We start from the raw sequence: 12,554 nt of genomic DNA on the forward strand, positions 1-12,554 counted from the left end.
ACTTCCGCCTTTTAAATCGTGAATACCGGTATTATAGGTGTGTCCCTTGCGAACCGCAAAGTCATCAATGCCCAAAACCAGCTGATCACGCGCCATAGCATCCTGAATACACGTTGCCTGTGTGTTTGTTGTTACTTTGGATTGCAAGGCCACGTTTATAATATCTTTCAGCCGTTGCATAAGGTACAGACTGAAAACTCGCCATCGCTTGGATAGTCGTACCAAGGCCCTGTTGTATCAGCTTTTCCTGGAAAGCTTGGGTATATTGTTTTTTGGGTTTAACGAAATCGTACTGCCAAACAAAATGCGCATCACAATCCATACATGTCATGTTGATAGATGGTACTAAAAGGATTGTTCGCCACTCCATAAGTGGCAAATGGCGGACTTGGCGCTTGTAGGGCGTTCCGTTTCGTTTGACATAAGGACTGCCGCAACAGGGACATGCTTGAACAAATTGGACAGGTTCCACCTGGAAGTATACAACGTCTTCTCGGTCATCAAATGTCATATCGTTAACATGAATCTCTGGAATATTTAATAATTTATTGATATAGTGACAATACACTTGTAACACCTCGCTATTGTGCGTTTTGTTCTGTATTTCCACTATAGCAGGGTTACAGGTGTTTTTTCATTTATTTGGAATTACTACCATAAATAACCTTAAATGTCAGCCTTAGATTTTAATGAAGAGCCACAAAATTGAGTTAGAAGCGAATAAATTTGCAGTCGAACTACTCCCAGATGAATTTATTTATGAATTTAGTGATACAAGAGTTACAATAAAAGAAGTGGCTCAGAAATTTGGGGTTCCAGAAGAGGTGTGTCACTTGAAAAAAATTGACCATATAGATTAAAACGTACAATGTTGTACTATTTTTTTATACCGAGAAACAGAACTTATATTCTGTTTCAGTTATATTAGTAATTGAATTTAATGCCAATTGAAATTACATTAGTTACTACAACCACAATTAAAGATGGTATGATTATGAAAAACCCAAATGGCTATGGTTCAATCTTCAAATTGTCTGGGAAACGAAGAAAACCATTTGCTGTAAGAATTACAACCGGTTGGGATAATAACGGAAAACAAAAGTTTGAATACCTCGGTTACTATACGTCAAGACAGGAAGCAATGATTGCATTAGCTGATTATAACAGTAACCCATATGACCTTTCTGCTGGTAAAATCACTTTTGCTGAAATTTTTGAAAGGTTCTCTAAAGAGAAGTTTCCTAAAGTTTCAAAGTCTAATGTGCTTGGATACACTGCATCATTTAAAAAAGCAGAAGCCCTTCATAACATGAAATTTGTTAATATCAAAAAGTCGCATCTACAATCAGTAATTGACAACTGTGAGAGATCACATGGTACGAAAAGGAAAATCAAAGTCTTGTTCAATCAATTATATAAATACGCAATGGAAAATGATTTAATTCAAAAGGATTATTCAAGATTTGTAGAACTACCGAAAAATGATTCCAAAAGCTCACGCAAGCCGTTTTCAATCGATGAAATTGATAAATTATGGAACAATGTCCATCGTTTGGATGATATCGATACCGTTCTCATCATGATCTATACTGGATTACGTCCTGGTGAGCTTGTGGAGGTAAAAAATACAAACATCTATCTTGAAGAAAGATATTTTCGTGGTGGTTTTAAAACAGAAGCTGGAACAAATAGAGTGGTGCCTATCCATAAGAAAATACATTCGCTTTTTGATGCTCGAATGGATCCGAAAAACGAATACTTAATCGTAAATCATGAGGGAAATAAAATGAGTTACTATACGTATTACCACGAAAGATGGAAAAAAGTTATGGAACAGTTAGAAATGAATCATAAACCCCATGATTGTCGTCACACCTTTGCAACACTCATGGATAATGTTGATGCCAATAAATTGTCCATTAAGCGAATAATGGGACATGCATCTAAAGATATCACAGACAAAGTCTATACACATAAAGACATAGAACAGCTTCTCATAGCTATTGACAAGCTATGAGAAGAACTGTTTTTCTCTTTAAGTTTTTGTATATTACTCGTATATTACTTGTATATTATGTGTGAATTTTTACCTATTTTTAAAGCAACGCATATATAGTAGAATCCCCCAACCACAGGCGGCTGGGGGATTCGTGAAAATTGATTTCTTAACGTTTTGAGAACTGTGGTGAACGGCGTGCGCCTCTAAGACCGTATTTCTTACGCTCAGTCGCACGGGAGTCACGTGTCAGATAGCCTTCACGCTTAAGGGTTGCCCGGTACTCGGGATCTGCTTCCAGCAGTGCACGGGCAATCCCATGACGGATAGCGCCGGCCTGTCCGGTAAATCCTCCCCCGTCAACATTAACCAGCACATCGTATGTGCCTTCTGTTTCAGTAGCCTTCAGCGGCTGATTTAAAATAATACGTTGCGTTTCATATGGGAAGTAGTCTTCTGCATTACGTTTGTTAATTAGAACACGGCCTGTGCCTGGAACAAGGCGGACACGTGCAGTTGATCTTTTACGGCGTCCGGTGCCGTAATATTGTACTTGTGCCAAATTGAATGACCTCCTTTTTATTAACCGCGAAGTTCGTATGCTTCTGGTTTTTGTGCTTGATGGTTATGCTCAGCGTCTCTGTATACGTGCAATTTCTTACCCATTTTTCTTCCCAAAGGACCTTTAGGGAGCATGCCTTTAATCGTTTTTTCAAGCATTTGTACAGGGTACTTTGAGCGCATCTCATTTGCAGAGCGTGCTTTTAGTCCACCTGGGTAGTTTGAATGACGATAGTACATTTTGTCAGTCAATTTTTTACCGGTTAGCTCAATTTTGTCAGCGTTGATGATAATGACATGATCGCCGGTATCAGCATGTGGCGTGTAAGTCGGTTTATGCTTCCCGCGCAGGATTGCAGCAACTTCACTTGATAAACGTCCGAGACGCTTGCCTTCAGCATCCACAACAAACCATTTGCGTTCGATATTATTTTCATTGGCCATGAAAGTTGTGCGCATGGTCATTCCCTCCAATTTCAATCAATTCATTTCAAAAGTCGTTTTTCATATATCATCACAATTAGTTTCCGGGGCTAATCGTGGTTCAAATAAAATACCACAAATCATCATATACTACAACCGTATGAATGTCAAGTTTTACGAGGATTATTATAGGACGGTTTTAACATTCTCATTAAAAATTGCTATATCTTTTCATCATTTCCCGGGAAATGATGAAAATTGTCTATTATTGGCTGTTCTCTGTTTCCTCATACCGTACATTCCAAAGGTATAAACCTTGTGGTGGCACTGTATCACCAGCCATTTGCCGGTCCTTTTGTTCGAATAAATACGGAATTTCTTCCGGAGTCAATTTATCTCGACCCACCTCAAGAAGACTCCCGACAATAATTCGGACCATATTATATAAAAAGCCATGTCCTCTGAGAACAAATTCTATGCAAGACCCGTCGCGGTGACAGGAGACTTCCAGCAACGTGCGGACTTTGCTCCCTTTGACACTGGCTTTTGCTGAGGAAAATGTGGTAAAGTCATGTGTGCCTTCGAAGTATATACCTGCTTCTTGCATTTTAACAATATCTAAAGTATGCGGGTATTGATAAACATAGTAATGTTTAAATACATCCGGTTCTGACTCATTTAAAATATAATATCGGTATTCCTTTTCCATCACATCAAAACGGGCATGAAATGAGGGAGAGACTTCTTCAGTTTTATTCACATGTATGTCTGGTGGCAGCATAGCATTAAGAGCTCGCTTCCACTCACCTGGCAACAGGTTATAATCAGATTCAAAGTGAACTGCCTGGGCTTTTGCATGGACACCTTTATCAGTCCTACCTGACGGGTGAACCTTCACATATACTCCTTTATGAATCTTTGCCAATGCTTTTTCGAGTTCGCCTTGTATTGTGCGCTCCCGGGACTGGATCTGCAAGCCCGAAAAATTTGTACCATCATAACTAATGACACATTTGATTTTAGCCATACATTCCCAGTCCTCCCTCGCGGTTTTTTAAGAAATCCGATAAAAATGACACATCGACTGCCGTCATTGGCTTATTTCCCCACAACTTGTGTATCTACAGCCATACATTCCGCCACTCAAAACTACGCCGTCTCGAATTCCGCGGTCATTTTCATCCTCTTCTTGAAATCGTGCTTTTAATAATTTCTTGTCAAAAATAATGCAGCTGTAATAATCATAAATAATATAAAAACAATGAGATCACGTTTGCCCAGTTTTAATTCCCGCAGTTTCGTGCGGCCTTCACCACCTTGGTATCCCCGGGCTTCCATAGCCATTGCCAGCTCCTCTGCCCGTTTGAACGCACTGACAAACAGCGGAACAAGGAGAGGTACAACAGCTTTCACTCGTTCTTTTAATGGTCCCGTCCGAAAATCGACGCCACGTGATGCCTGTGCCTTCGAAATTTTATCTGTTTCCTGCATGAGTGTCGGGATAAATCGCAGTGAAATAGACATCATCAGCGCCAGTTCATGAACAGGAAACCGTATCTTTTTCAACGGATCCAGCATGTCTTCGATCGCATCGGTGATTTCAATCGGTGTCGTGGTTAGTGTCAGCAATGAGGTGATCAATATTAACAGGAAAAATCTTATAGATATGGCAAATCCCTGAATGACTCCGCCCGAATAAATACTGAATCCAAGTATATCAATTAATACTGTACCTTTATTCGTGACAATCAAATGCAATATGAAAGTGAATATGATCAAAAACCAAACGGGCATAAGCCCCTTTAAAATGTAGCGAATCGGTATTCGAGTCGTGAACATGCTTGTCAGCGCAAAAGCAATTAAGACACTGTAACTGATAACCGAATTTGCTAAAAAAACGATGAAGACAAAGAAAAAAATAACGGTGATCTTGGTTCTTGGATCCAGCCGGTGAACAAGCGATTCACCGGGTACGTATTGACCGATGATCAACGCATTATTCATCTTTTCCGGCCCCTTTCAGAACTTGGCGAATTTCGCTGGCAAGTTCAGCTTCAGACTGTCGGTGATAAGGGATTTTTTGACCGAATTTTTCCGAAAAAGCATTAATGAACTGCACCATTTCCGGTACATCCAGCTGAACGTGATGCAGTGCTTCCCGCTGTGTCAGAACTTCTTCCGGCCTTCCCTCCATATACTTTGCGCCTTCGTTTAAAATAATCACATGATCAGCATATTTAACAGCATCTTCCATACTGTGTGTGACAAGAATAGTCGTTAGTCCCTGCTGTTTGTGCATATCAGTAAACATGTCCATCATCTCATGCTGCCCTCGTGGATCAAGACCTGCTGTCGGTTCGTCCAGCACAAGTACGTCCGGTTTTGCAGCGAGTACACCGGCAATAGCCACACGCCGCATTTGTCCGCCGCTCAGGTCAAATGGAGACCGACCGAGCAATTCTTCCGGCAGCCCTACTTGAGAAGTTATCTCACGCACTCGATTTTCAATATCGTCTTGTGAAACATTGAAATTTTTTGGACCAAAGGCTATGTCCTTTTTGACCGTCTCTTCAAATAACTGATGCTCCGGGTACTGAAAAACAACGCCGACACGATTGCGCAGCATTCTCATGTTGTCCGGTTTTTCATCACGTGTTAACCGATAATTCCCAATCATCACTTCGCCTTCACTTGGACGCACCAAACCGTTCAAATGCTGGATTAACGTGGACTTCCCGGAACCGGTATGACCGATAACAGCTGTAAAAGTACCGGATGGAATGTAAAAGGACAGGTTTGCAATCGCTTTATGGGCAAAAGGCGTATTCTTCTGGTAAATATAACTTACATTATTGAATGTGATGTCCATAGTTCCTCCAGCAGCTCTTCGTGATTTAGCGCCTCACGATTAATCGGAATGCCTGCTTTACGCAACTCTTCAGATAAAGCCGCAACAAACGGAATATCTAAACCAATTCGGCGGAGTTCCGCCTTTTTTGCAAAAATATCCCGGGGTGCTGCTTCATCCCAAATCGCGCCTTCATTCATGACAATTACCCGTTCAGCCTGTACAACTTCCTGAAGGTCGTGCGTGATTGTAATCAATGAAAGATGACGCTGGTCCTGTACACGTGTGACGGTTTTCATAATGTCAGTTCTGCCTCGGGGATCCAGCATTGCGGTGGCTTCATCCAAAATCAGAATCTGCGGAAAAATTGCCAGTACACTGGCAACCGCCACACGCTGCTTTTGCCCCCCGGAAAGTTTGTGCGGCTCTGTCAATCGGTATTCCTGCATTCCAACGGCCGATAACGTATTGTCAATGCGCCTGACCATTTCATCACGTTCGATACCACGGTTCTCCATTCCAAAGGCAACATCATCCTGTACCGTAGTGCCGACAAATTGATTATCGGGATTTTGAAATACCATTCCAACATCTTTCCGGATATCCCAAATTGAATCCTGCGTTACCGAACGGCCATTAATGACAATTTCGCCCTCCTGTGGGAAAAGCAGTCCATTCATCAATTTCGCAATCGTTGACTTGCCCGACCCATTATGACCGATGATGGCAATCGCCTCATTTTCATATATTGCAAACGAGCAGTTTTTCAGTACCCAGGGATGCTCTTCTCCGTATCTGAATGATACATGTCTAAACTCGACTATTTTATGTCGCATATTCGCTCCTCATCTCCCTCGGGTTTACAACCCCGGGCGGGACATTGGTTTGCTGAAACCTAACTAACCCGATTGTTAGGCCATGCTCCGTTACCCAATCATCCCATCATTCTTTACGTGCAAAAAAAGGGCCGGGATTAACCTCGTCGAGAGATTCTGTCCTGCCCTTATCATATCGCCTGCATTAAACAAGTTCGATGATTGCCATTTTTGCTCCATCACCCTGGCGAGGCCCGAGCTTAAGGACACGTGTGTATCCGCCCTGTCTGTCCTCATAGCGTGCTGCAACATCATCAAACAATTTTTGGATAACTGTTTCATCTTCATTTGCTTCTTGATCATAAAGAAAAGAAGCTGCTTGACGACGCGCATGAACATCACCACGTTTGCCCAGCGTTATCATTTTGTCGACTATTGACTTCAAATCTTTCGCCTTTGCTTCTGTTGTTTCAATACGTTCATGGATAATCAAATCAGAAGCAAGATTACGCAGCATTGCCATGCGATGATCTGTTTTACGTCCTAATTTTCTGGCCATGGACTATCCCTCCCTTTTTACCGAAAGTCTTAAGGTGTAATTTAACCACGTTAGTTCCAGGTCCAGCGATTAGCGTAACTTTCTTTGTCTCCGCATGTCGCTAACTGGGTGCTACCGTTTTTGTAATACTAGTCATCATCCCGCAAACCCAGACCTAAATCCGCCAGTTTTTCTTTGACCTCTTCTAGCGATTTGCGACCAAGGTTGCGTACTTTCATCATATCTTCTTCGGATTTATTTGCCAGTTCTTGAACAGTGTTGATTCCGGCGCGTTTTAAACAGTTGTAGGATCTTACAGACAAATCAAGTTCCTCAATGGTCATTTCCATGACTTTCTCTTTTTGATCTTCTTCTTTTTCAACCATTATTTCTGCATTTTTAGCTTCGTCTGTTAAGCTGATGAAGATATCAAGGTGTTCATTAAACACCTTTGCTCCCAATGATACCGCTTCTTCGGGGCGGATGCTGCCATCTGTCCATACATCCATTGTCAGCTTATCATAGTTTGTCACTTGCCCTACACGTGTGTTCTCCACTTGATACGTTACACGTGAAACTGGTGTGAAAATAGAATCAACCGGGATAACACCAATTGGCTGTTCATCATGTTTATTGGCCTCAGCCGGACGATACCCGCGGCCGCGCTCTGCCGTTATCTTCATATGCAATGTACCATTGCCGTTGATTGTAGCAATCGGCAGATCGGGATTCAGCACCTCTACATCACTGTCGTAAGTTAAGTCTGCAGCCGTAACTTTCCCTTCACCCTGCACATCGATCTCCAACGTTTTAACATCATCAGAGTAAATCTTCAATGCGAGCTTTTTCAAGTTCAAAATGATGGTTGTCATGTCTTCAACAACACCCTCGACTGTTGAAAACTCATGCTGAACCCCATCAACTTGAACTGATGTAACAGCAGCACCCGGAAGTGAGGATAGCAGGATACGACGCAAGGAGTTTCCTAAAGTAGTACCATATCCACGTTCAAGCGGTTCGGCGACGAACTTCCCAAATGTAGCATCATCGGTGATCTCTACCGTTTCGATTCCCGGTTTTTCAATTTCGATCATTCTATAAAAGCCTCCTTTAAAACGTCGAAACCCCGGTCAGACATTTGATCATGCCCAACCGAAATTCCCCAAATAGGCAGTTGGCGTTTCTGCACTAAAACACTATTGAATTTGTCTTGCTGTCAGGTTCACTTAAAAGAATCGTATATCTCGTTTTATACTTTTAGTTATCATAACCCATTATAGACAACGTGACAAATATCTATACGGTGATCACTATACACGACGACGTTTTGGCGGGCGGCAGCCATTATGAGGGACCGGTGTTACGTCACGAATAGCTGTGACATCCAATCCGGCTGCCTGCAATGAACGAATTGCAGCTTCACGGCCGGCTCCAGGGCCTTTAACCGTTACGTCCAACGATTTCATACCATGATCGACTGCGTTTTTGGCAGCTGTTTCAGCAGCCATTTGCGCAGCGAACGGTGTAGACTTACGGGAACCTTTAAAACCCAGCGCACCTGCAGAGCTCCATCCGATTGAGTTTCCTTTGACATCTGTAATGGTGACAATCGTGTTATTAAACGTTGAACGGATATGTGCAACACCCGTATCAATATTCTTTTTCACACGGCGCTTGCGTGCTGTCGTTTGTTTGCGTGCCATAGATATTTACCCTCCTTTACATTACTTTTTCTTATTAGCCATTGTACGACGCGGACCTTTGCGGGTACGTGAGTTGTTTTTTGTCTTCTGACCACGCAATGGCAAACCGCGGCGATGTCTTATTCCTCTGTAGGACCCGATTTCGATCAGGCGCTTAATATTGAGGGATGTATCACGGCGAAGGTCACCTTCAACCGAATACTCGCCGATTGCCTTACGGATGCTGCTTAATTCATCCTCAGTCAGGTCGCGCACACGTGTGTTTTCGGAAACGCCTGCTTCTTTAAGAATCTCTTGGGCAGTGCTTTTTCCTACACCGTGAATATAGGTTAGTGAGATCACTACACGTTTATCACGTGGAATATCAATACCTGCTATACGTGCCATAAGTGTCTAGCACCTCCTTATTTATTAGCCTTGTTTTTGCTTGTGTTTCGGATTATCGCAAATCACCATTAGTTTACCTTTACGTTTGATGATTTTGCATTTTTCGCAGATAGGTTTTACAGATGCTCTGACTTTCATCAATTTTACCTCCTTTTATATCGGAGCTCACGCGAGTCTATTTATAACGGTACGTAATTCGTCCTTTCGTTAAATCATATGGTGAAAGTTCTACCGTCACTTTATCACCAGGTAAAATGCGGATGAAATGCATACGAATTTTGCCGGAAACGTGAGCCAATACTGTATGGCCGTTTTCCAGCTCCACGTTAAACATCGCATTTGGCAATGTTTCGGTCACGGTACCTTCCACTTCAATAACATCGTCTTTAGCCATCGTGTTGATCTCCCTTCTTCAAATCAGTCACAACTTCATTGATAAATTTCGTTATGGCAAATCGTAATTTACCATTTGTGACACGACCAGTTTCTAGAAGGCTGTTTTGGACTTCCGGAGATATATAATCCATAACTTCAATATGATGCAGATTCTTTTTCTTTGGCCGATCATATTTACGTTTTTCCCCATCTGCAAGCAGAACATACCGGTCATCAATCAATTTTAGCACCACCGCATATTGCCCTGCTTCACGTCCTTGCAGAATCTGAACAACTTGACCTATTCGCGGAATTGAATCAGCTTCGTTCAACAACGATCACCTTCACTTAGGCTTATTTTACAACAAACGCCTCCAGTTGTGGGTCCCTCGGTTTTATAACTGTTGAACCAGTCATAAATATCTACGGCATTCATTATACCGACTTGTTCGCCTGTTTGCATCTATCCAGTACACAGCCGAGAATTTATGATTTGATTGCTGATTGGATATCTTTAAAGACCTGATCGATTTCCTGGTCACCATCAATTTTAACAAGACATCCTTTATGATGATAGAAATTCAACAGTGGCTTCATCTGTTCCAAGTTAACACTTAGACGGTTTTTCACGGTTTCAGCCTGATCATCTTCGCGTTGAATCAATTCAGTTCCATCATTGTCACATATCCCCTCTTTTTGTGGTGGATTATGCGTGACGTGATAAGTTGCTCCACACGTCGGACAAATTCTGCGGCCCGCGAGACGCTCCACTAAATCGTCCTCCGGCACTTCTACGTGCAGGACGTAATCAATGGATTCACCCATTTCCTCTAATAACGTTTGTAAGCTTTCTGCCTGTGCAACGGTTCTCGGAAATCCATCCAGCAAGAAACCATCCTTGCAGTCCTCTTTACCCAGGCGTTCTTTTACAATTCCTGTTGTAACATCGTCCGGAACAAGCGCTCCCTGGTCCATATATTCTTTAGCTTTCTGGCCCAGTTCAGTTCCTTCTTTTATCGCTAAACGGAACATATCTCCTGTTGAAATATGCGGGATGTGATATGTTTCATTTATTTTATCAGCCTGTGTGCCCTTGCCGGCACCGGGCAGACCCATCAAGATTAAATTCAACAGTTTTTCCCTCGCTCTCATTGGCAGCATGCTTTATTTAATGAAGCCTTTATAATGCCGTTTCACCAACTGACTTTCAAGTTGTTTCATCGTCTGCAGGGCAACACCCACAACGATCAATAAGCTTGTGCCGCCGATTTGTACTGCTTGTGGCAGATTTGCCAGACCTCCTAATATAATAGGCAGGACAGAAACCGCTGCTAGGAAGAGCGATCCCACAAATGTTAAACGGTACATTACACGCGTAAGGTAAGTCTCTGTATTTCTGCCGGGACGTATACCTGGAATATATCCGCCTTGCTTCTGCAGATTTTCTGCCATTTGCTCAGGATTAACCTGGACAAACGTGTAGAAATAAGTGAAAGCAATAATCAAGCCAACGTAAATTACCATCCCGACTGGTTGGGTGTAATCAAATAAGGATTCGACTGTTGCTGCTATTTCATTGCCTTCAAAGAGTCCTGCAATCGTTCGAGGCGCAATAATAAATGCAATAGCAAAAATGACCGGGATAACGCCTGCTGCATTAACCTTTAAAGGTAAATGTGTTGAATGACCGCCAACCGGTGAACGGTTGACAAGCTTTTTAGCATACTGGATTGGAATTTTGCGCAGTGCCTGCTGGATAAAAATAACCCCAACAGTGACTGCCACCACTACCAGTGCTATTAATACAACAATGACGATATTAATGAACAATTCATCACCGGCATCAACGAAGTACTGGCTATATAATTGGTTCACACCATTGGGTACCGCCGCAACAATACCAGCAAAAATAAGAATGGAAATACCATTGCCGACACCATTTGCTGTGATCTGTTCACCCAGCCACATCAAAAAAGCCGTTCCACTTGTCAATACAATAGCAATGATCACAAACTTCCATATATTTGGTTCGCTGATCAGCATCCCCCCGGCCAATGCATTAAAGCCAATCGACATGGCAATAGCCTGAACAAATGCCAGTGCTATCGTTCCATAGCGTGTAACTTGTGCAATCTTTTTACGGCCCATTTCACCTTGTTTCTTCCACTCGGTGAACTTTGGCACAACATCCATCTGCAAAAGCTGCATGATGATAGATGCTGTAATATAAGGCATGATTCCCATCGCGAAGATAGAAAAGTTTTTTAGCGCCCCACCACCAAATGTATTCAGAAAGCCGAAAACATTTTGCTGGTTCATAAAATCGATTGCTTCTTTATTGGTATAAGGCACTGGAATAAATGTACCAAGGCGGAATATAATCAGCATTAACAGGGTGAATATAATCTTCCGCCTGATATCACCTACCCGCATTAAATTGGAGATAGAACGGAACATTAAACCACCTCTGTTTTACCGCCCGCTGCCTCGATTGCTTCTTTGGCAGAAGCAGAGAACTTGTGAGCTTTTACAGTGAAATTCTTTTCAACATTGCCTTTTCCAAGCACTTTAATGCCTGATTTCGGTTTGCTGACGACACCTTCTTCAAGTAATAGCTCAGGTGTAATTTCTGTGCCCTCTTCAAAACGATTTAAAGCATCCAGGTTCACAATAGCGAATTCCTTGCGGTGGACATTGGTAAATCCGCGTTTTGGCAGACGCTGGTACAAAGGCATTTGGCCACCTTCAAAACCAGGACGTGTGCTGCTGCCTTCACGTGCTTTTTGCCCTTTATGACCTCTTCCGGATGTTTTGCCGCTGCCAGAGGACATTCCGCGGCCAACACGGTTACGCTTTTTGCGGCTTCCTTCCGATGACTTTAATTCATGAAGTTTCATGTGTGCACCTC

19 protein-coding genes are annotated in these 12,554 nt (G+C 42.5%); 2 read left to right on the forward strand and 17 right to left on the reverse strand.

The window, feature by feature from the left end; all coding sequences use genetic code 11:
• Nucleotides 1-85: 85 nt before the first annotated feature.
• Entirely contained in the window at nt 86-568 is a 483-nt protein-coding gene (locus IEW67_RS07335) for a transposase family protein (protein ID WP_188632417.1), read from the reverse strand.
• A gap of 121 nt (nt 569-689) precedes the next feature.
• Here IEW67_RS07335 and IEW67_RS07340 point away from each other — a divergent pair, with 121 nt between their 5' ends.
• Complete coding sequence (locus IEW67_RS07340; protein WP_229671695.1) at nt 690-860, forward strand: ImmA/IrrE family metallo-endopeptidase; 171 nt, start codon at nt 690-692, stop codon at nt 858-860.
• 134 nt (nt 861-994) lie between these two features.
• Nucleotides 995-2,017, forward strand: coding sequence for a tyrosine-type recombinase/integrase (locus IEW67_RS07345; RefSeq protein WP_188632418.1), 1,023 nt, complete (start codon nt 995-997; stop codon nt 2,015-2,017).
• Nucleotides 2,018-2,165: 148 nt separating this feature from the next.
• Here the strand turns inward: IEW67_RS07345 and rpsI are convergent, their stop codons facing one another.
• From rpsI to rplO, 16 genes are all read right to left on the reverse strand, one after another.
• On the reverse strand, nt 2,166-2,558 hold the full coding sequence (gene rpsI, locus IEW67_RS07350; protein WP_188632419.1) for a 30S ribosomal protein S9: 393 nt from the start codon (nt 2,556-2,558) through the stop codon (nt 2,166-2,168).
• Between the two features lie 20 nt (nt 2,559-2,578).
• Nucleotides 2,579-3,016: a 50S ribosomal protein L13 gene (rplM, locus tag IEW67_RS07355; RefSeq protein ID WP_188632420.1), complete on the reverse strand. Its 438-nt coding sequence runs from the start codon at nt 3,014-3,016 to the stop codon at nt 2,579-2,581.
• A gap of 229 nt (nt 3,017-3,245) precedes the next feature.
• Entirely contained in the window at nt 3,246-4,007 is a 762-nt protein-coding gene (gene truA, locus IEW67_RS07360; RefSeq protein ID WP_188632421.1) for a tRNA pseudouridine(38-40) synthase TruA, read from the reverse strand.
• A gap of 176 nt (nt 4,008-4,183) precedes the next feature.
• Nucleotides 4,184-4,984, reverse strand: a complete 801-nt coding sequence (locus IEW67_RS07365) for an energy-coupling factor transporter transmembrane component T family protein (protein ID WP_188632422.1) — start codon at nt 4,982-4,984, stop codon at nt 4,184-4,186.
• Nucleotides 4,977-5,849 (reverse strand): energy-coupling factor ABC transporter ATP-binding protein, encoded by an 873-nt coding sequence (locus IEW67_RS07370; RefSeq protein ID WP_188632423.1) that lies wholly within the window; start codon nt 5,847-5,849, stop codon nt 4,977-4,979. Before IEW67_RS07370 ends, IEW67_RS07365 begins: the two co-directional genes overlap by 8 nt.
• A complete protein-coding gene (locus tag IEW67_RS07375) occupies nt 5,825-6,664 on the reverse strand; it encodes an energy-coupling factor ABC transporter ATP-binding protein (protein ID WP_188632424.1) in 840 nt (279 codons plus the stop codon). The genes IEW67_RS07370 and IEW67_RS07375 overlap by 25 nt, the downstream gene beginning before the upstream one ends.
• Before the next feature lie 184 nt (nt 6,665-6,848).
• Nucleotides 6,849-7,202: a 50S ribosomal protein L17 gene (rplQ, locus tag IEW67_RS07380; protein ID WP_188632425.1), complete on the reverse strand. Its 354-nt coding sequence runs from the start codon at nt 7,200-7,202 to the stop codon at nt 6,849-6,851.
• A 128-nt stretch (nt 7,203-7,330) separates the two neighbouring features.
• Nucleotides 7,331-8,275: a DNA-directed RNA polymerase subunit alpha gene (locus IEW67_RS07385; RefSeq protein ID WP_188632426.1), complete on the reverse strand. Its 945-nt coding sequence runs from the start codon at nt 8,273-8,275 to the stop codon at nt 7,331-7,333.
• A gap of 216 nt (nt 8,276-8,491) precedes the next feature.
• Nucleotides 8,492-8,884 carry a 30S ribosomal protein S11 gene (rpsK, locus tag IEW67_RS07390; protein WP_188632427.1) on the reverse strand — a complete coding sequence of 131 codons (393 nt, stop codon included), beginning with the start codon at nt 8,882-8,884 and terminating at the stop codon, nt 8,492-8,494.
• A 21-nt stretch (nt 8,885-8,905) separates the two neighbouring features.
• The gene (gene rpsM, locus IEW67_RS07395) at nt 8,906-9,271 is read right to left on the reverse strand and encodes a 30S ribosomal protein S13 (RefSeq protein WP_188632428.1); all 366 of its coding nucleotides are present in this window, start codon (nt 9,269-9,271) and stop codon (nt 8,906-8,908) included.
• 24 nt (nt 9,272-9,295) lie between these two features.
• Nucleotides 9,296-9,409 carry a 50S ribosomal protein L36 gene (rpmJ, locus tag IEW67_RS07400; protein WP_068446074.1) on the reverse strand — a complete coding sequence of 38 codons (114 nt, stop codon included), beginning with the start codon at nt 9,407-9,409 and terminating at the stop codon, nt 9,296-9,298.
• A 37-nt stretch (nt 9,410-9,446) separates the two neighbouring features.
• Nucleotides 9,447-9,665, reverse strand: coding sequence for a translation initiation factor IF-1 (infA, locus tag IEW67_RS07405; RefSeq protein WP_010529010.1), 219 nt, complete (start codon nt 9,663-9,665; stop codon nt 9,447-9,449).
• A complete protein-coding gene (locus IEW67_RS07410) occupies nt 9,658-9,978 on the reverse strand; it encodes a KOW domain-containing RNA-binding protein (protein WP_188632429.1) in 321 nt (106 codons plus the stop codon). The genes infA and IEW67_RS07410 overlap by 8 nt, the downstream gene beginning before the upstream one ends.
• Nucleotides 9,979-10,132: 154 nt before the next feature.
• Nucleotides 10,133-10,777, reverse strand: coding sequence for an adenylate kinase (locus IEW67_RS07415; RefSeq protein WP_188632430.1), 645 nt, complete (start codon nt 10,775-10,777; stop codon nt 10,133-10,135).
• Nucleotides 10,778-10,810: 33 nt separating this feature from the next.
• Entirely contained in the window at nt 10,811-12,103 is a 1,293-nt protein-coding gene (gene secY, locus IEW67_RS07420) for a preprotein translocase subunit SecY (RefSeq protein ID WP_188632431.1), read from the reverse strand.
• On the reverse strand, nt 12,103-12,543 hold the full coding sequence (gene rplO / locus IEW67_RS07425; RefSeq protein ID WP_188632432.1) for a 50S ribosomal protein L15: 441 nt from the start codon (nt 12,541-12,543) through the stop codon (nt 12,103-12,105). Before rplO ends, secY begins: the two co-directional genes overlap by 1 nt.
• Between the last annotated feature and the right edge of the window lie 11 nt (nt 12,544-12,554).

The organism is Lentibacillus kapialis, from assembly GCF_014646635.1.
Classification (GTDB): Bacteria; Bacillota; Bacilli; order Bacillales; family Amphibacillaceae; genus Lentibacillus; species Lentibacillus kapialis.

Bases quoted from the DNA above. Each gene is read 5' to 3' on its own strand.
- IEW67_RS07340 (WP_229671695.1), top strand. From the start codon at position 690: ATGAAGAGCCACAAAATTGAGTTAGAAGCGAATAAATTTGCAGTCGAA.
- IEW67_RS07345 (WP_188632418.1), top strand. From the start codon at position 995: ATGAAAAACCCAAATGGCTATGGTTCAATCTTCAAATTGTCTGGGAAA.
- rplM (WP_188632420.1), bottom strand. From the start codon at position 3,016: ATGCGCACAACTTTCATGGCCAATGAAAATAATATCGAACGCAAATGG.
- truA (WP_188632421.1), bottom strand. From the start codon at position 4,007: ATGGCTAAAATCAAATGTGTCATTAGTTATGATGGTACAAATTTTTCG.
- IEW67_RS07365 (WP_188632422.1), bottom strand. From the start codon at position 4,984: ATGAATAATGCGTTGATCATCGGTCAATACGTACCCGGTGAATCGCTT.
- IEW67_RS07370 (WP_188632423.1), bottom strand. From the start codon at position 5,849: ATGGACATCACATTCAATAATGTAAGTTATATTTACCAGAAGAATACG.
- IEW67_RS07375 (WP_188632424.1), bottom strand. From the start codon at position 6,664: ATGCGACATAAAATAGTCGAGTTTAGACATGTATCATTCAGATACGGA.
- rplQ (WP_188632425.1), bottom strand. From the start codon at position 7,202: ATGGCCAGAAAATTAGGACGTAAAACAGATCATCGCATGGCAATGCTG.
- IEW67_RS07385 (WP_188632426.1), bottom strand. From the start codon at position 8,275: ATGATCGAAATTGAAAAACCGGGAATCGAAACGGTAGAGATCACCGAT.
- rpsK (WP_188632427.1), bottom strand. From the start codon at position 8,884: ATGGCACGCAAACAAACGACAGCACGCAAGCGCCGTGTGAAAAAGAAT.
- rpsM (WP_188632428.1), bottom strand. From the start codon at position 9,271: ATGGCACGTATAGCAGGTATTGATATTCCACGTGATAAACGTGTAGTG.
- rpmJ (WP_068446074.1), bottom strand. From the start codon at position 9,409: ATGAAAGTCAGAGCATCTGTAAAACCTATCTGCGAAAAATGCAAAATC.
- infA (WP_010529010.1), bottom strand. From the start codon at position 9,665: ATGGCTAAAGACGATGTTATTGAAGTGGAAGGTACCGTGACCGAAACA.
- secY (WP_188632431.1), bottom strand. From the start codon at position 12,103: ATGTTCCGTTCTATCTCCAATTTAATGCGGGTAGGTGATATCAGGCGG.
- rplO (WP_188632432.1), bottom strand. From the start codon at position 12,543: ATGAAACTTCATGAATTAAAGTCATCGGAAGGAAGCCGCAAAAAGCGT.